Source organism: Enterobacter sp. Ag1 (genome assembly GCA_000277545.1).
Lineage (GTDB): Bacteria > Pseudomonadota > Gammaproteobacteria > Enterobacterales > Enterobacteriaceae > Cedecea.
This window is the reverse complement of the sequence record AKXM01000055.1, coordinates 281,523-299,824: the sequence shown is the minus strand read 5'-3', so window position 1 is coordinate 299,824 and position 18,302 is coordinate 281,523. Positions and strand designations below refer to the sequence as shown.

The 18,302-nt window shown below is 54.7% G+C and carries 15 protein-coding genes; 11 read left to right on the top strand and 4 right to left on the bottom strand.

The window, feature by feature from the left end:
• Window positions 1-35: 35 nt before the first annotated feature.
• The gene (locus tag A936_RS20625) at window positions 36-1,151 is read left to right on the top strand and encodes a YcbX family protein (RefSeq protein ID WP_008461234.1); all 1,116 of its coding nucleotides are present in this window, start codon (window positions 36-38) and stop codon (window positions 1,149-1,151) included.
• On the opposite strand, the gene zapC is transcribed toward A936_RS20625, so the two are convergent.
• Window positions 1,148-1,690, bottom strand: coding sequence for a cell division protein ZapC (gene zapC / locus A936_RS20620; protein WP_008461231.1), 543 nt, complete (start codon window positions 1,688-1,690; stop codon window positions 1,148-1,150). The genes A936_RS20625 and zapC overlap by 4 nt on opposite strands.
• Window positions 1,691-1,843: 153 nt before the next feature.
• Window positions 1,844-2,854, bottom strand: coding sequence for a quinone-dependent dihydroorotate dehydrogenase (gene pyrD, locus A936_RS20615; protein ID WP_008461229.1), 1,011 nt, complete (start codon window positions 2,852-2,854; stop codon window positions 1,844-1,846).
• 247 nt (window positions 2,855-3,101) lie between these two features.
• Here pyrD and ssuE point away from each other — a divergent pair, with 247 nt between their 5' ends.
• From ssuE to ssuB, 5 genes are read left to right on the top strand one after another with little or no spacing between them, the layout of a single operon-like run.
• Window positions 3,102-3,677, top strand: a complete 576-nt coding sequence (gene ssuE / locus A936_RS20610) for an NADPH-dependent FMN reductase (RefSeq protein ID WP_008461226.1) — start codon at window positions 3,102-3,104, stop codon at window positions 3,675-3,677.
• Window positions 3,670-4,647 carry a sulfonate ABC transporter substrate-binding protein gene (locus A936_RS20605; RefSeq protein WP_008461224.1) on the top strand — a complete coding sequence of 326 codons (978 nt, stop codon included), beginning with the start codon at window positions 3,670-3,672 and terminating at the stop codon, window positions 4,645-4,647. The genes ssuE and A936_RS20605 overlap by 8 nt, the downstream gene beginning before the upstream one ends.
• Complete coding sequence (ssuD, locus tag A936_RS20600; protein ID WP_008461223.1) at window positions 4,644-5,789, top strand: FMNH2-dependent alkanesulfonate monooxygenase; 1,146 nt, start codon at window positions 4,644-4,646, stop codon at window positions 5,787-5,789. The genes A936_RS20605 and ssuD overlap by 4 nt, the downstream gene beginning before the upstream one ends.
• A gap of 9 nt (window positions 5,790-5,798) precedes the next feature.
• The gene (gene ssuC / locus A936_RS20595; protein WP_008461221.1) at window positions 5,799-6,590 is read left to right on the top strand and encodes an aliphatic sulfonate ABC transporter permease SsuC; all 792 of its coding nucleotides are present in this window, start codon (window positions 5,799-5,801) and stop codon (window positions 6,588-6,590) included.
• Complete coding sequence (gene ssuB, locus A936_RS20590) at window positions 6,587-7,357, top strand: aliphatic sulfonates ABC transporter ATP-binding protein (RefSeq protein WP_008461220.1); 771 nt, start codon at window positions 6,587-6,589, stop codon at window positions 7,355-7,357. The genes ssuC and ssuB overlap by 4 nt, the downstream gene beginning before the upstream one ends.
• A 37-nt stretch (window positions 7,358-7,394) precedes the next feature.
• Here the strand turns inward: ssuB and pepN are convergent, their stop codons facing one another.
• Entirely contained in the window at window positions 7,395-10,007 is a 2,613-nt protein-coding gene (gene pepN / locus A936_RS20585; RefSeq protein WP_008461218.1) for an aminopeptidase N, read from the bottom strand.
• A gap of 214 nt (window positions 10,008-10,221) precedes the next feature.
• Between pepN and A936_RS20580 the strand changes: the two genes are divergently transcribed.
• The 5 genes from A936_RS20580 to A936_RS20560 all read left to right on the top strand — a co-directional run bounded on the left by A936_RS20580 (window position 10,222) and on the right by A936_RS20560 (window position 17,565).
• On the top strand, window positions 10,222-11,466 hold the full coding sequence (locus tag A936_RS20580) for a hypothetical protein (RefSeq protein ID WP_008461216.1): 1,245 nt from the start codon (window positions 10,222-10,224) through the stop codon (window positions 11,464-11,466).
• Window positions 11,467-11,729: 263 nt separating this feature from the next.
• Window positions 11,730-12,932 (top strand): nicotinate phosphoribosyltransferase, encoded by a 1,203-nt coding sequence (gene pncB, locus A936_RS20575; protein WP_008461214.1) that lies wholly within the window; start codon window positions 11,730-11,732, stop codon window positions 12,930-12,932.
• 177 nt (window positions 12,933-13,109) lie between these two features.
• Window positions 13,110-14,510, top strand: coding sequence for an asparagine--tRNA ligase (gene asnS, locus A936_RS20570; protein ID WP_008461212.1), 1,401 nt, complete (start codon window positions 13,110-13,112; stop codon window positions 14,508-14,510).
• Window positions 14,511-15,106: 596 nt separating this feature from the next.
• Window positions 15,107-16,189 (top strand): porin OmpF, encoded by a 1,083-nt coding sequence (gene ompF, locus A936_RS20565; RefSeq protein WP_008461210.1) that lies wholly within the window; start codon window positions 15,107-15,109, stop codon window positions 16,187-16,189.
• A 185-nt stretch (window positions 16,190-16,374) separates the two neighbouring features.
• A complete protein-coding gene (locus tag A936_RS20560) occupies window positions 16,375-17,565 on the top strand; it encodes an amino acid aminotransferase (protein ID WP_008461208.1) in 1,191 nt (396 codons plus the stop codon).
• Between the two features lie 57 nt (window positions 17,566-17,622).
• Here the strand turns inward: A936_RS20560 and A936_RS20555 are convergent, their stop codons facing one another.
• A complete protein-coding gene (locus A936_RS20555) occupies window positions 17,623-18,270 on the bottom strand; it encodes an MBL fold metallo-hydrolase (RefSeq protein ID WP_008461206.1) in 648 nt (215 codons plus the stop codon).
• Window positions 18,271-18,302: the final 32 nt, after the last annotated feature.

Sequence of the window (18,302 nt, the reverse complement as noted above, 5' to 3'; positions counted from 1 at the left end):
TTGCCCTCTTATATTTACTTCCCACGGAGGGCGCCGTGATTACTTTGTCTCAACTCTTTATTCACCCGGTAAAATCTATGCGCGGCCTGGCGCTCTCCCACGCGCAGGCAACCACCAGCGGCCTGGCCTTTGATCGCATCTTTATGATTACCGAGCTGGATGGCACCTTTATTACCGCCCGCCAGCATCCGCAGATGGTGCTGTTCACTCCCGCATTCGTGCATGACGGCCTTTATTTATCCGCCCCGGACGGCAGCTCGGCCAGCATTCGCTTTGCTGATTTCGCCGCAACGCCTGAGCCGACAGAAGTCTGGGGCACGCACTTTACCGCGCTCATTGCGCCCGATGAAATTAATCAGTGGCTGAGCGGGTTCTTCTCTCGCCCGGTGCAGCTGCGCTGGGTTGGTGAGCAGCCCACCCGCCGGGTGAAACGCCACGAAGAAGTGCCGCTCTCTTTTGCCGACGGTTTCCCTTATTTGCTGACCAACGAAGCTTCGCTGCGCGACCTGCAAAACCGCTGCCCCGCCAGCGTTAAAATGACCCAGTTTCGCCCGAATATCGTGGTGACCGGTGCCTCTGCGTGGGCGGAGGATACCTGGAAAGTCGTGCGTATTGGCGGGGTCACTTTCGACGTGGCTAAACCCTGCAGCCGCTGTATTTTTACGACGGTTAGCCCGGAACGCGGCCTGAAACATCCGAGTGGAGAACCGCTCAAAACGCTGCAGGGGTTCCGCACCGCGCAGGATAATAGCGGCGCAGTCGATTTTGGTCAGAATTTGATTGCCCGTAACAGCGGAGTTATTCGCGTGGGCGACGAGCTGGAGGTGCTGGCCCACAGGCCGGCGAATGTTTATGGCCCCGGCGAAGTGGTGGAAAGCCTCGAACCTCAGAGCCAGCCTGAAAGCAGCGTCAGCATCGACTGGGAAGGCACGACGTTCCGGGGCAATAACCAACAGATTCTTTTGGAACAGCTGGAAAACAAAGGGATTCGCGTCCCCTATTCCTGCCGGGCCGGGATATGCGGAAGCTGTCGGGTTAGGTTGCTGGATGGCGAAGTGAAAGCACTGAAGAAAGGCGCCATTGGCGCGGACGGCACCATTTTATGCTGCAGCTGCGTGCCTACAGGGAATGTGAGCGTGGCGGCGCGCTAAACGGCCTGATCGAGACTGAGGCCGCTGCTTAAAGGCTGCGGTTTCAGCCGGTCATTCATCACTTTAATGGCATCCCCAAGCTGCATCGTGCGGCCAGCTAACGTGAGCCCCTGCTGAGCAAGCAGGCAAAGTGCGGCATTGTCGCCGGTTTCCACCACCAGCAGGTTCACCTGCTGCATATTCTCGCTTAGCCACACGCAGGCCCCTTCCCCTACTTCTGGCTGCCAGCCGTCGCCGTGGGAGACAAAATGCCAGCTTTTTGGCATCTGCGGTTTGAGGAAGCGAATCGCTACCAGGGCGTTGAGCACCAGCTCGGCGCGCTGCTCTTTCCCTAACGGTAAATCACGGCATTTTTCTTCAAAAGAGAAATAAAGCGCCGCATCATCAACACAAAAACCTGAATTTTCAAAGGCATCCGGGGTTAGCATTTTACGGGGAAAGCGCGAACGGAAAAGCATACCATTGGCCAAATCGAGCATCATTCGATCGTGCTCTTCATCGAAATACCAACGCCAGTTATCGTCCGGTTTTATTCGCATAATGCTTACCCTTCATTTATCCCGCTGCTGAATTGCCACTCAAATTCTTACCATATTAATAAAAGACCAATATGTTTAAATAAGCAACAGTAGCGGAATATAAAACAACCAGGACCGAAAATAAAGCCCTGGTTGTCTGTAAAAGGTAAATGATCAGAGATGGGTAACGATTTCTTTAATCAGCGGTGGGCCTTTAAAAATGAAGCCTGAGTATATTTGAACCAACGAAGCGCCAGCCGCCATCTTCTCGCGAGCGGCAACCACGGAATCAATCCCTCCTACGCCAATAATCGGCAGGCGGCCATTTAATTCCTGAGACAGGCGGCGAATAATTTCCGTGCTTTTTAATTGTACAGGACGCCCGCTTAAGCCCCCGGTTTCATCGCAGTGTTTCATGCCCTGAACAAGGCTGCGGTCTAAAGTAGTATTGGTTGCAATGACCCCGTCAATATTATGGCGAACTAAACTGTCTGCCACCTGGATCAATTCTTCTTCAGAAAGATCCGGCGCGATCTTCACCGCCACGGGAACATATTTATGGTGGATCTCTTGCAGCGCTTGTTGCTTATTTTTAATGGCGCTTAAAAGATCGTCCAACGCTTCACCATATTGCAAAGTACGCAGCCCTGGCGTATTCGGTGATGAGATATTGATCGCAATATAGCCAGCATATGGATAAATTTTATCCATGCAGATCAGATAATCGTCTTTCCCCTTTTCAACGGGGGTATCTTTGTTCTTGCCGATATTAATCCCGAGCACGCCGTCGAAATGCGCTTTTTTTACGTTTTCGACCAGGTTATCCACCCCGAGATTATTAAACCCCATTCGGTTAATCAGCCCTTCGGCTTCCACCAAACGGAAGATACGTGGCTTGTCGTTCCCCGGCTGCGGACGCGGCGTCACGGTGCCAATCTCAATGGAGCCAAAGCCCATCGCACCGAAGGCATCGATACATTCCCCGTTTTTATCCAGGCCCGCGGCTAAGCCGAGCGGATTCTTGAACGTTAACCCCATGCAGGTCACAGGTTTTGACGGCACGTTCTGACGCACCAGCCACTCAAGCGGCGTTCCGGTGACAAAGCGTAATTGCTGAAAAGTTAACTCATGAGCGCGCTCTGGATCGAGCTGAAAAAGGGCTTTACGAACGAAGGGGTAGTACATGAACTCTCCTGGATTCCCGGTGTGCAGACCGGGGCGTTATTATTCACGATCCGGGGGATGATTGGAATTGACCTGTCGCAAAAAAGCCTGAATAGAGGCAAACGTTTTCTTTCCCGGCGCGCAATATGCGCTTTTTCGCAAATCTATCCCGGAAAAATCACTTAGCCACGGAAATCATCTCTGCGAGTATCACGCTAATTGTTATCAATGTTAGATAAAAGCAAACAATTAGTTATAAGGAGTCGTGATGCGTGTGATTACCCTGGCCGGAAGCCCTCGCTACCCGTCCCGTTCCAGCTCGCTGCTGGAGTATGCGCGGGAGAAGCTGAGCGCCCTTGATGTTGAAGTTTATCACTGGCACTTACAGAACTTCGCGCCTGAAGACTTGCTCTATGCAAGGTTCGACAGCCCGGCGCTGCTGGCGCTCACCGAACAACTCAGCACTGCCGATGGCCTGATTATCGCCACGCCGGTTTACAAAGCCTCGTTTTCAGGCGCGCTAAAAACGCTGCTCGATTTGCTCCCCGAACGCGCCTTAGAGAAGAAGGTTGTTCTGCCTCTCGCCACCGGCGGTACCGTGGCGCATATGCTCGCCGTGGACTATGCCCTTAAACCGGTACTGAATGCGCTCAAAGCACAGGAGATCCTGCACGGCGTTTTCGCCGACGACGGCCAGATAGCCGATTACCAGCACAAACCTCAGTTCACGCCTAACCTACAAAAACGTCTGGACGAAGCGCTGGAAACCTTCTGGCAGGCGCTCCACCGCCGTGACTTTGCGGTACCTTCGCCGTTTAACGCCCGAGGGGTGAGCCATGTTTAATTTGCTTAAACGCCGCTCTCCGTGGCTCGCTTTTGCCGGCCTGCTTGCTTTTTCAACCTATAGCAACGCCTCGGACAGCGGCCCGGAACAGCTGCGCATTGGTTACCAAAAAGGCTCCGTCAGTATGGTGTTAGCCAAAAGCCACCAGCTCCTGGAGAAGCAATACCCGAACACCAAAGTCTCGTGGATTGAGTTTCCCGCCGGGCCACAAATGCTGGAGGCACTGAACGTCGGCAGCATCGATTTGGGCAGCACGGGCGATATCCCGCCTATTTTCGCGCAGGCCGCCGGAGCGGATCTGCTGTATGTAGGTGCCGAGCCGCCCAAACCGAAAGCAGAGGTGATTCTGGTCCCCGAAAATAGCCCCCTGAAAACCGTGGCGGATTTAAAAGGCCATAAGATTGCCTTCCAGAAAGGCTCCAGCTCACACAACCTGGTGCTGCGCGCGTTGCAACAAGCCGGACTGAAGTTTTCCGATATTCAACCCGCTTACCTGACCCCCGCCGATGCCCGCGCGGCCTTTCAGCAGGGGAACGTCGATGCCTGGGCTATCTGGGATCCGTACTATTCGGCGGCACTGTTAAACGGCGGCGTTCGCGTCTTAACGGACGGCAGCGAGCTGAATCAAACCGGGTCGTTCTATTTAGCTTCCCGCCCTTATGCAGAAGCGAACGGCCCGTTTCTTCAACAGGTACTGAAAACCTTTAGCGACGCCGACGCGCTCACCCGCACACAGCGGGCAGCAAGCGTAGCGCTTCTCGCCAAAACGATGGGCCTGCCTGAAGCAGTCATCGCCACTTATTTTGACCATCGCCCTCCTTCAGAAATTACGCCGGTCAACGAAGCGACTGCCGCCAAACAGCAAAATACCGCCGACCTGTTTTATGAAAATCGCCTTGTTCCAAAGAAAGTCGATATCCGAACCCGCATCTGGCAACCCGCCGGCACGACACAAGGAGCTAAGTCATGAGTCTGAATCTGTTCTGGTTCTTACCTACCCACGGGGATGGGCACTATCTTGGCAGCGACACGGGAGCGCGTCCGGTCGACTATGGCTACCTGCAGCAAATAGCTCAGGCTGCAGACCGCATCGGCTTCACCGGCGTGCTGATCCCGACCGGGCGTTCCTGCGAGGATGCCTGGCTGGTGGCGGCCTCAATGATCCCGGTCACTCAGCGGCTTAAGTTCCTGGTCGCACTGCGCCCGAGCGTTGTCTCCCCTACTCTTGCCGCTCGCCAGGCCGCCACGCTGGATCGCCTTTCCAACGGGCGAGCATTGTTTAACCTGGTGACCGGGGGCGACGCTGAAGAACTGGCTGCGGAAGGCGTTTTTCTAAACCATGAAGAGCGCTATGAGGCCTCCGCAGAGTTTACGCACATCTGGCGACGCGTCCTCGAAGGCGAAACCGTCGACTATGACGGCAAACACATCCAGGTCAAAGGCGCGAAGCTGCTTTATCCCCCGGTACAGCAACCTCGCCCACCGCTTTATTTTGGCGGATCGTCCGATGCCGCTCAGGATCTTGCGGCCGAGCAGGTTGACCTTTACCTGACCTGGGGCGAACCTCCACATTTGGTAAAAGAAAAGATCGAGCAAGTTCGGGCGAAAGCTGAAGCGCGGGGGCGGCAAGTTCGCTTTGGTATTCGCCTGCACGTTATTGTGCGCGAAACCAACGAAGAAGCGTGGCAGGCGGCAAACCGGCTTATTTCTCACCTCGATGACATCACCATCGCCAAGGCACAGGCCGCTTTTGCCCGCAGCGACTCCGTCGGGCAACAGCGCATGGCCGCCCTGCACGGCGGTAAGCGAGACAAGCTGGAGATCAGCCCTAATCTTTGGGCCGGTGTCGGTCTGGTTCGCGGTGGGGCTGGCACCGCGCTGGTGGGCGATGGGCCAACCGTCGCGGCCCGCATAAACGAGTACGCCGACCTGGGCATCGACAGCTTTATTCTTTCCGGCTATCCGCATCTGGAAGAAGCCTACCGCGCGGGCGAACTGCTGTTCCCTCACCTTGACGTGGCGATCCCAGAAATTCCTCAGCCGCGACAGGTTCAGGAAAAAGGCGAAGTTATCGCCAACGATTTTATCCCGCGTAAAGTGGCGCAGAGCTAGGGAGGCACCATGCAAGCGTCCGTGCACAAAGTCTTGCTGCGCCTGGCCCCTTGGGCGCTGCCGGTGGCGATTGTGCTTCTCTGGCAATTAGCTTCGTCTGCAGGCTGGCTTTCCACCCGTATTTTGCCCTCTCCCGAGGGCGTCGTGCTGGCTTTCTGGAACCTCTCAGCCAGCGGTGAACTCTGGCAGCATCTGGCTATCAGCTCCTGGCGTGCCGTGATTGGTTTCAGCATCGGCGGATCGCTGGGCCTGATCTTAGGCCTGATTAGCGGCCTGTCGCGTTGGGGCGAACGCCTGCTGGACAGCTCTATTCAGATGCTGCGCAACGTTCCGCACCTGGCGCTGATCCCGCTGGTGATCCTGTGGTTTGGTATCGATGAGACGGCCAAGATCTTTCTGGTGGCGCTCGGGACGCTGTTTCCTATTTACATCAATACCTGGCACGGCATACGCAATATCGATCGTGGCCTGCTGGAAATGGCGCGCAGCTACGGCCTTTCCGGGTTTAGCCTGTTCGTGCACGTCATTCTGCCGGGTGCGTTGCCGTCCATTATGGTCGGCGTACGTTTTGCCTTAGGCCTGATGTGGCTGACGCTTATTGTCGCCGAAACGATCTCGGCAAATTCAGGGATTGGCTATCTGGCGATGAATGCCAGGGAGTTCCTGCAAACCGACGTGGTGGTGGTGGCCATCGTGCTGTATGCGCTGCTGGGCAAACTCGCCGATGTCAGCGCCCGCCTGCTGGAACGCGTCTGGTTACGCTGGCATCCGGCTTATCAATTAAAGGAGGAGACGGTATGACAACTGCTCGTCTGAACCAGGGCACGCCGCTGTGGCTCAACGGCGTCAGCAAACGCTACGGCGATAAAAGCATTCTCAATCAGCTTGAGCTGCGTATCCCCGCCGGGCAGTTCGTGGCGGTGGTCGGCCGCAGCGGCGGCGGCAAAAGTACCCTACTGCGCCTGCTTGCCGGGCTGGAAACGCCCAATCACGGCGCGCTATTCGCAGGCAGTGCACCGCTGCGGGACAGCCAGGATGATACGCGGCTGATGTTTCAGGACGACAGGCTGCTGCCGTGGAAAACGGTGATAGATAACGTCGGGCTCGGGCTGAAAAATAACTGGCGAGACGCAGCTCTTCAGGCGCTCACCGCCGTTGGGCTTGAAAATCGGGCCAATGAGTGGCCAGCGGCACTTTCCGGCGGGCAAAAGCAACGCGTGGCATTGGCAAGGGCGCTCATTCATCGTCCGCGCCTGCTGTTGCTCGACGAACCGCTGGGCGCGCTGGATGCCCTGACGCGTATTGAGATGCAGGAGCTGATTGTTTCTTTGTGGCAGGAACATGGCTTTACCGTGCTTTTGGTCACTCATGATGTCAGCGAAGCCGTCGCCATGGCCGACCGCATGTTGCTTATAGAAGAAGGGAAAATTGGCCTGGATCTGACGGTTGATTTACCGCGTCCGCGCCGCTTGGGATCGGTGAAGCTAGCGGAGCTGGAGGCTGAAGTGCTTGCCAGAGTGATGAAACGAGGTTCAGAGGAGCCGGCGCGCCAGGTGCGCACCGGCTGATTTAATACCCTATCCCTGAAAGGGATAGGGGCAAAGATTAGGCCAGCGCTTTGGCAATCTTCTCGAACAGATCCCCGGACAGGTTTTCCAACCCTTTCAACTGCTCCAGCGCGGCACGCATCTTAGCCTGACGTTCTGCGTCATAACGCTTCAGGCGAATCAGCGGCTCTACCAGACGAGAGGCAATTTGCGGGTTGCGGCTGTTCAGCTCGGTCAGCATCTCGACCATAAACTGGTAGCCACTGCCGTCTTTGGCGTGGAACGCGGCCGGGTTGGCTGAAGCAAACGCGCCAATCAGAGAACGTACGCGGTTCGGGTTGCCCAGGCTGAAAGAACGGTGGTTCAGCAGCTCGCGAACCTTCGCCAGCGTGTTGTTGCCCGGGCTGGTCGCCTGCAGCACAAACCACTTATCCATAACCAGGCCATCTTTGTGCCATTTCTCATCGTACTCAGCCAGCAGCGCTTCACGGCATGGCAGCTGCGCGGCCACCGCGGCGGACAGTGCGGCAATAGAATCGGTCATATTGTCCGCCTGCTGATACTGCTCGCGTACCAGTTGCTCAGCAAGTTCAACGTCACCAAACGCCAGATAGCGCAGGCAAGTGTTGCGCAGCGCGCGCTTGCCGATATCACCGTGATCCACGCGATAGCTGTCGAGCTTATTGGCGTTATAGATAGCCAGGAACTCGTCGGCCAGCTCTGCTGCGAGGGTGCGGGTCAGCGCCCCGTGAACTTCAGCAATGGCGATAGGATCGATGGTCTGGAACAGCTCGGCAATTTCATTCTGCGAAGGCAGCGTCAGGATCTCCGCGGCGAGCGCCGGATCGATCTTCTCATCCAGCAGAATGGCGCGGAATGCGTCAGCCACGTGCAGCGGCAGAGAAAGCGGCTGCCCTTGCTGGCTGCGGTTCACGTTGATCTTGATGTAGTTTGCCAGCAGGCTTTGCGCCGCATCCCAACGGGAGAAGTCGTTCCGCGCGTGGCGCATCAGGAACGTCAGCTGCTGGTCGCTCCATTTGTACTCGAGCTTCACCGGCGCAGAGAATTCGCGCAGCAAAGACGGCACCGGCTGGAAGTAGACATTGTCGAAAACAAAGGTCTGTTCGGCCTGGGTCACGTTCAGCACGTGGTGCACCGGGTGACCGTCCTTCTGCAGCGGAATGACCTTCCCTTCGTTATCGTAAAGCTCGATATCAAACGGGATATGCAGCGGGTGTTTTTCCTGCTGTTCAGCGGTCGGCGGCGTCATCTGGCTGATAGTCAGCGTGTAGTGCTCAGTTTCCGGGTTGTAGTCGTCACGCACGGTGACAACCGGCGTCCCGGCCTGGCTGTACCAGCGGCGGAAATGAGACAGGTCAACGTTGGACGCATCTTCCATCGCCTGCACGAAGTCATCGCAGGTCGCCGCGCTGCCGTCATGGCGTTCAAAGTAAAGCTGCATGCCCTTCTGGAAGTTTTCTTCGCCCAGCAGCGTGTGCAGCATACGAATCACTTCTGAGCCCTTCTCATACACCGTCAGGGTATAGAAGTTATTCATTTCGATAACTTTGTCCGGACGGATCGGGTGCGCCATCGGGCTGGCGTCTTCGGCGAACTGCATCGCGCGCATGGTACGCACGTTTTGAATACGGTTAACTGCGCGAGACCCCAGGTCGGAGCTGAACTCCTGGTCACGGAAGACGGTTAACCCCTCTTTCAGGCTCAGCTGGAACCAGTCGCGGCAGGTGACGCGGTTACCGGTCCAGTTGTGGAAATACTCGTGGCCGATGACGCGTTCAATGTCGAGGTAGTCTTTGTCAGTCGCAGTTTCGGCGCGGGCCAGGACATACTTCGAGTTGAAGATATTCAGCCCTTTGTTTTCCATCGCCCCCATATTGAAGAAGTCGACGGCGACGATCATATAGATGTCGAGGTCATACTCCAGGCCGAAACGGGTTTCATCCCACTTCATGGACGCCTTCAGCGAGGTCATCGCCCAGTCAGCGCGATCCAGATTCCCGCGGTCAACAAACAGCTCCAGCGCAACGTTACGGCCGGAACGGGTTTTGAAGCTGTCGCGCAGGACGTCAAAATCACCCGCCACCAGCGCAAACAGGTAGCAAGGTTTTGGGAACGGATCCTGCCACTGCACCCAGTGACGGCCATTTTCCAGCTCGCCTTCGGCAATGCGGTTGCCGTTAGCCAGCAGATACGGATATTTGTTTTTGTCGGCGATGACTTTGGTCGTGAAGCGCGCCAGGACGTCTGGGCGGTCCAGGTACCAGGTGATGTGGTGGAAGCCTTCAGCTTCACATTGGGTACATAACGCTTCCCCGGATTGATACAGCCCTTCAAGCGCGGTGTTGGTTGCCGGGCTAATTTCGTTCACAATCGTCAGCGTGAAGGCGTCAGGAACCTGCTCCAGAATGAGCGCGCCATCTTCCTGGCGATAGTGCGGCCAGGCGCTACCGTTTACGGCAATGGAAACCAGCGTGAGGTCTTCACCATCAAGATGCAGCGGAGCGCCCGCTTCGCCCTGACGGACAATTTTGCTGACTGCGGTGACCTGAGTTTTTGCGGCATCAAGGTCAAAGGTCAAATCGATATCGGTTATCGTATAATCCGCCGCGCGATAGTCGTGGCGATATTTGGCTTGTGGCTGTTGTGTCATAAAAAACCTTATACATCGTCCGTAAGATAACGAACTTCAGTCTATTCCTGTTGCCGGAATGTTGCTACGCAGAATCTTCATCTTTGGCGGCCGATAGCCCAAATTTTTTACCGCTTTATGCGGTATTACGCTTTCTCTCCTGCACCTTCCGGCACGGAACTCTTCCTTTTCCTACGCCACTCAATGCAGCCCCTTCCTCCTGAGAGAACTTAATATGCGTATTCCTCCTTCCGGCCCCATGGCTTTTCATCAGGCCGTTGCCCAAAACGATATTGCTACCATCCAGAAGCTAAGGCAGCAGGGTTATAAACCCGTCGCTCTGGACCAGCATGGAAACTCACCGCTGGATGCGCTGGCTAACCGCCGTGATATTGACGGCACTACGCGGGCGCGGCTTTACCACAGCCTTTTGGCTTCGCTGAATCCCAGTGCGCCGTCGGGCTATATCAAGCCGGAAGCTTTTCATGGCTCTCCCTGGGGCTTTGAAATATTGCGCAGCGGCGCGCTGAAAGGCGGCGTGAACGATCCTAAAGGCGGTTCACAGTCGCTGGAGGGAAAAGTGTTTTTCTCAGATCGAACTCGGGAGTCGAGCAACAAATTTGAAACGCGTGAGAACCTTCGCCAGAAACCGCGCGTGTACGCCAAAGGACTGGGCATCAAGCCCACCACGGTGGAGACGCGCTCGAACCTGTACGTGCTGAGCAAAGCCATTAATCATGCTTCTTCTGCCAGCCATTTCCCAGCCTCAACGCTGACGCTAAAAAGCAGCAATAATTTGGAAGAGGCGGTGTATGACAGCCTGGTGCGTCTTTTGTCGAATAACGGCTATCGCCTAAAAAAGGAAACGCCGGAGCAAATCCTGCAGCAAACCGGCGTCCCGGCGCATATCAAATTCGTGGATAACAGCCACCCGCCTTCCGGGGAACAAACGCGGAAACTGATCGGTAACGCCTTTAAGCGCATTGAAAATGAAATGATCGGCGGAAAATTACCGTTCCTGAATCTGCTCAACGATGGGCAAACCCTGCCGCTGGTGTTTGGCTTCAGTAAAGTGAACAACCTGAAAACCCATACCATCCATAATTCGTTGAGCAACACCGCCTCGATGTTTAACTACCAGGCTGAAAACCATCCCCTGAGCGGGACAGCTAACGGCGGCAAGCTCAAAGAAATTGAAGTGAAATCCCTGGCCGATCTTGCCACGCTCACGCTTGCCTGTAAGGTACAAAACGTCGCGTTACCGAAAGACGCGCTGATTCGTATCAACCCAACCCCGAATGAAAAAAAACAGCACGGGCTGAAGGCGCTGTATCTGGATGCATCCGCACTCGCCAGATTCAGTCACGCGCTGCTCGGGTCAGGCACAACGAATATGGGCAGGATGACGCTCGAGCAACTTCAATCGCTGAATCACACCCTGCGTGAAAAAGCGGAGAACGGCAGTCTTCGCATTCGTTAGCTGCCAGTAAACATCGGCGGCCATTCGCCGCCGGTGATTTCACCGAGAAAAGGATGTCGCACGTTTTGTTTAGTACTCTAAACACCATTTAATTCAATGTATTGAACTCTATTATAGCGCTAAACATTTCATAAACTGCCCCAGAGCCTGCCCGTCTAATGTTGTGATCCTGCTTCAATAAACAGATAATCAGGGTATACTCCCGCGTCTTAATTTGCCCGGACTGATGGAAACGCTCCTGTGAGAGGATGCTGAAACGCGCCATGACACGACACGCTTCCCCGATTTTGCAAACGCTTCTGGATACTGACGCCTATAAGCTTCATATGCAGCAAGCGGTTTATCACCGCTATTACGACGTAAATGTCGCAGCGGAATTCCGCTGCCGCGGCGACGACCTGCTGGGCATTCATGCCGAGGCTATTCGTGAGCAGGTCGCGGCTATGCAGCACCTGCGCCTCAGCGACGAAGAATTTCACTGGCTGAAAAGCCTGCCCTTTTTCAAAGCCGATTACCTCGACTGGCTGCGTGAATTCCGCTATGACCCTGCTCAGGTTCAGGTGACCAATAATCATGGTCACCTGGATATCCGCCTAAGTGGCCCCTGGCGGGAAGTCATCATGTGGGAAGTTCCCCTGCTGGCGGTAATCAGTGAAGTCGTTCACCAGCATCGCGCCCCCGGCGTGACGCCAAAAATGGCGCTGGATCACCTGGAAACTAAGCTGCAGGAATTTAACACACTGACCGCCGGGCTGGATCTTTCCCATTTCCGCCTGATGGACTTCGGCACCCGCCGCCGTTTCTCTCGGGAAGTGCAGCAGGCGATTGTCGAGCGCCTCAAGCAGGAGCCGTGGTTTATCGGCACCAGCAACTACGATCTGGCCCGCCGGCTTGATCTTACGCCGATGGGCACCCAGGCCCACGAGTGGTTCCAGGCGCATCAGCAGATAAGCCCGGACCTGGCTAACAGCCAACGTGCAGCGCTGCAGGCCTGGCTGGACGAATATCCCGACCAGCTAGGAATAGCCCTGACTGACTGCATCACCATGGATGCCTTCCTGCGTGATTTCGGCAAGGAGTTTGCCACGCGCTACCAGGGGCTACGCCACGATTCAGGTGACCCGGTTGAGTGGGGAGAAAAAGCCATTGCCCACTACCAGAAGCTGGGTATCGATCCGTTAAGCAAAGTGTTGGTATTTTCCGATAACCTGGATTTAAACAAAGCCGTGGAGCTGTACCGCCGCTTCTCATCCCGGGTTAACCTCAGCTTTGGTATCGGCACCCGCCTGACCTGCGACATTCCACAGGTTAAGCCGCTGAACATCGTGATTAAGCTCGTGGAGTGCAACGGTAAGCCGGTGGCTAAGCTTTCGGATAGCCCGGGAAAAACCATCTGCCACGACAAAGCCTTTGTTCGGGCACTGCGCAAAGCCTTTGACCTTCCGCTGGTTAAAAAAGCCAGCTGATTCAGCGATAATCGGTGAATAGCCGCTTCGCTATTCACCGCCCTTCTCTCATTCCTTTATTTCTTCATCAGCAACGCGAATTCTGCTTGTCTGATGGCGCGCGACAGGTAACATAGATAACCCCCATCTGTGGGTTACTATTTTTTTTGTCATTGACCATTTAATAGAGAGAAAACTATGAGCGTTGTGCCTGTAGCCGACGTACTCCAGGGCCGTGCCGCCGTTGACAGCGAAGTCACCGTGCGCGGGTGGGTACGTACTCGAAGAGATTCAAAAGCTGGTATCTCCTTCCTCGCCGTCTACGACGGTTCCTGCTTTGATCCTGTACAGGCCGTCATTAATAATTCTCTGCCCAATTACAATGAAGACGTGCTGCGCCTGACCACCGGCTGCTCCGTGATTGTGACCGGCAAGGTGGTCGAGTCTCAGGGCCAGGGCCAGGCATTCGAACTTCAGGCTACCAAAGTTGAAGTGACCGGCTGGGTTGACGATCCGGATACTTACCCGATGGCGGCCAAACGCCACAGCATCGAATACCTCCGCGAAGTTGCTCACCTGCGTCCGCGTACCAACATGATTGGTGCCGTGGCTCGCGTTCGTCACACGCTGGCTCAGGCGCTGCATCGCTTCTTCCATGAAAACGGTTATTTCTGGGTCTCTACTCCGCTGATCACCGCTTCGGACACCGAAGGTGCCGGTGAGATGTTCCGCGTTTCAACGCTGGATCTGGAAAACCTGCCTCGCACCGCAGAAGGCAAAGTCGATTTTGATAAAGACTTCTTCGGGAAAGAAGCCTTCCTGACCGTTTCCGGCCAGCTGAACGGCGAAACCTACGCGAGCGCGCTGTCCAAGGTTTATACCTTCGGGCCAACCTTCCGTGCAGAAAACTCCAACACCAGCCGCCACCTGGCGGAATTCTGGATGCTGGAACCGGAAGTTGCCTTTGCCGATTTGGACGACGTTGCCGGTCTGGCCGAAGCGATGCTCAAGTACGTCTTTAAGGCTGTTCTGGAAGAACGCATGGATGACATGAAGTTCTTTGCCGAGCGCGTAGACAAAGAGGCCATTGAGCGCCTCGAACGCTTCATCTCCGCAGACTTCGCCCAGGTGAACTACACCGATGCGGTCGACATCTTGCTGAACTGTGGGCATAAGTTCGAAAACCCGGTTTACTGGGGCGTCGATCTCTCCTCCGAGCACGAGCGTTACCTGGCCGAGCAGCACTTCAAGGCACCGGTGGTGGTGAAAAACTACCCGAAAGACATCAAAGCTTTCTATATGCGCCTTAACGAAGACGGTAAGACCGTTGCCGCGATGGACGTCCTGGCGCCAGGCATCGGTGAAATCATCGGTGGTTCCCAGCGTGAAGAACGTCTGGATGTGCTGGATGCGCGCATGGCTGAAATGGGTCTGAATAAAGAAGATTACTGGTGGTACCGCGACCTACGCCGCTACGGCACCGTGCCGCATTCCGGTTTCGGCCTGGGCTTTGAGCGTCTGATCGCCTATGTTACCGGCGTTCAGAACGTGCGTGACGTGATTCCGTTCCCACGTACCCCGCGTAACGCCAGCTTCTAAGCCAACAAAACCAAAGGCCAGCTCTCCGCTGGCCTTTTTTACATTTGAGAATAAAAGGTCTATTTTCTTCAACGCTCATTAAGCAAACGTCAATTTCAACCTCCATTCCCGACTACCCGGTTACCAACTGTTTCTATCTCACACTCTTTAACAAAAATTGCGCTTAAGTTTGCTCGCATTTCAAATCGGTGCTGGGCATAGCACAATCGTTCACTTTTCACACAGACATCTGGACATCCAAAAACAAGTCAAAAAATGAACAATTGTGAGCAAGAAATACCCATTCACTGAGCTTATGCGGATTAAACATAAGTAATTCATATATATATGTTAACAAGCGAAGCATTTTTGTTGCGCTAAGAATGAAATTTGAAATGGTTCACAAAGTTCCCTAAAATTAATATTTAGTTACACATATTTTCTTTTTGAAACTCAATGTGCGCATTTGTAGCACTTTCAGGCTAGCGAAACGGTTTCATGGATGGAAAGATGCCTGACAGATACAGAAAGACACCAAACTATCATCAATAGTTCCGTAAAGAATTATTGACGGCAGTGGCAGGTGTCCATAAAAACCACAATGAGGGTAATAAATAATGATGAAGCGCAATATTCTGGCAGTGGTTATCCCTGCTCTGCTGGTAGCCGGTGCAGCTAACGCTGCAGAAATCTACAACAAAGACGGCAACAAAGTAGACCTGTACGGCAAAGCGGTAGGTCTGCACTATTTTGCTAAAGACAACGGTGTTAACGCTCAGGGTAACGGCGACAAAACTTACGCCCGTCTTGGCTTCAAAGGCGAAACTCAGATTAACAGCCAACTGACCGGTTACGGCCAGTGGGAATACAACTTCCAGGGTAACAACTCTGAAGGTGCTGATGCTCAGAAAGGGAACAAAACCCGTCTGGCCTTCGCAGGTCTGAAATTCGGTGACGCAGGTTCCTTCGACTACGGCCGTAACTACGGTCTGGTTTATGATGCAATCGGCGTGACCGACATGCTGCCAGAGTTCGGTGGCGATACCGGCAACAGCGACAACTTCTTCTCCGGTCGTAACGGCGGCCTGGCCACTTACCGTAACCACAGCTTCTTCGGCCTGGTTGACGGTCTGGACTTCGGCGTTCAGTACCTGGGTAAAAACGATCGTGATGGTAACCCAACCCGCTCTAACGGCGACGGCTGGGCGAGCTCCGCAAGCTACACCGTTGATGGCTTCGGCATCGTAGGTGCATACGGCGCGGCAGACCGCACCAACACTCAGCAGACTCTGACTTACGGTCACGGCGCTAAAGCTGAGCAGTGGGCTACCGGTCTGAAATATGACGCGAACAACATCTACCTGGCCGCGCTGTACGGTGAAAGCCGTAACGCTACCCGTCTGACCATCAACGGTACCGACGGCTTCCTGAACAAAACTCAGGACTTCTCCGTTGTGGCACAGTACCAGTTCGATTTCGGCCTGCGTCCATCCATCGCTTACTACAAATCTAAAGCGAAAGATGTTGAAGGTATCGGCAGCGAAGACTACATCAACTACATTGATATCGGCGCGACCTACTACTTCAACAAAAACATGTCTACCTACGTTGACTACCAGATCAACCAGCTGGACAAAAACAACAAGCTGGGCGTTGGCTCAGACGACACCGTTGCGGTTGGTATCGTTTACCAGTTCTAATTTCAGCCATTTGTTTGTCTGAAATGTTTAAAAACAGGGCTTCGGCCCTGTTTTTTTATGGCAAAAAAGTAGAATAAACCCGATGTTATCGCTAACCGTCTCTTTTTGTCGCAAACGGTTGGCAATTCGTAAAACAGCAGTTAACCTGAAAGCGATTTCCCCCGATATCACTAATGGAACCCGTCATGTTTGAGAACATTACCGCTGCCCCTGCCGATCCTATACTTGGTCTGGCTGACCTGTTTCGCGCCGACGACCGTCCAACCAAAATTAACCTCGGCATCGGGGTCTATAAGGACGAGACCGGTAAAACCCCTGTCCTGACCAGCGTGAAGAAAGCTGAACTTTATCTGCTGGAAAATGAGACCACCAAAAACTATCTGGGCATTGATGGTATTCCAGAGTTTGGCCGCTGCACGCAAGAGCTGCTGTTCGGCAAAAACAACGCGCTTATTGCCGACAAACGCGCCCGTACGGCACAAACCCCAGGCGGGACCGGTGCGCTGCGCGTTGCCGCTGATTTCCTGGCGAAAAACACCTCAGTAAAACGCGTCTGGGTAAGCAACCCAAGCTGGCCTAACCACAAAAGCGTGTTTAACGCCGCTGGCCTGGAAGTGAAAGAGTACGCCTATTACGATGCGGAAAATCACAGCCTGGACTTTGATGGCCTGGTGGCCAGCCTGCAGGCGGCGGAAGCCGGTGACGTGGTGCTGTTCCACGGCTGCTGCCATAACCCAACCGGGATCGATCCTACCGCCGAACAGTGGAAAACGCTGGCGGAGATGTCGCTGGCCAAAGGCTGGCTGCCGCTGTTTGACTTTGCTTACCAGGGCTTTGCTCGTGGCCTGGAAGAAGATGCCGAAGGCCTGCGTCTTTTCGCAGCCGGTCACAAAGAACTGCTGGTGGCCAGCTCCTACTCCAAGAACTTCGGTTTGTATAACGAACGCGTGGGTGCTTTCACACTGGTTGCCGCCGATGCCGACACCGCTGACCGTTCATTCAGCCAGGTGAAATCGGTTATTCGTGCCAACTACTCCAACCCACCAGCACACGGTGCCTCCGTTGTGGCGACTATTCTGAGCAACGACGCGCTGCGTACCATGTGGGAACAAGAGTTGACCGATATGCGTCAGCGTATTCACCGCATGCGTCAGCTGTTTGTGAATACCCTGCAGGAGAAAGGCGCCAACCGCGACTTCAGCTTCATCATTAACCAGAACGGGATGTTCTCGTTCAGCGGCCTGACCAAAGAACAGGTTCTCCGCCTGCGTGAAGAGTTCGGCGTTTACGCCGTCGCATCTGGCCGCGTTAACGTGGCGGGCATGACGCCGGATAACATGGCGCCGCTGTGCGAAGCCATCGTTGCCGTGCTGTAATCACCACGCATAGCAAAAGAGCCGCATAAGCGGCTCTTTTTTTATTTGAAACCCGTTTTACCAGACCGGCTGCTCATCCTGCAAAAACGGATTATGCAGGCGCTCGTAACCCAGCGTAGACATTGGGCCGTGGCCGGGAATAAAGGTCACATCATCCCCCAGCGGCAGCAGCTTACGTTTGATCGAATCAATCAACGCCGCATGGTCACCACGCGGGAAATCGCTGCGCCCCACTCCGCCTTTAAAGATAACATCGCCCGAAACCAGTAAACGAGAGGCCGCATCGAAGAAAACGATATGACCAGGCGTATGCCCCGGACAATGCAACACCTGTAAAGTTACATTCCCTACGGAAACACATTCCCCTTCGTTTAACCAGCGGTCCGGCGTCAAAGGCTGACACTCGTCGAGGCCAAACATCCGGCTTTGCTGCGGCAGTCCCTGCAGCCAGAACTCATCTTCTTTTTCCGGCCCCACAACGGGCACGCCGTAATGTGCCGCCAGCTCAGCCGCCGCGCCGACGTGATCGAGATGACCATGCGTCAACAGAATTTGGCTAATCTGCACGCCTTTTTGCGCCACTTCTTGCTTAATGCGCGCCGCATCGCCGCCGGGATCCACCAGCGCTGCCTGCTGCGTTTCCTCGCACCAAATAAGAGAACAGTTCTGGGCAAAAGCCGTGACCGGAATAATGTGATAGTTCATGCTGCTCCATTACCGACAACAAAGCCGGATTC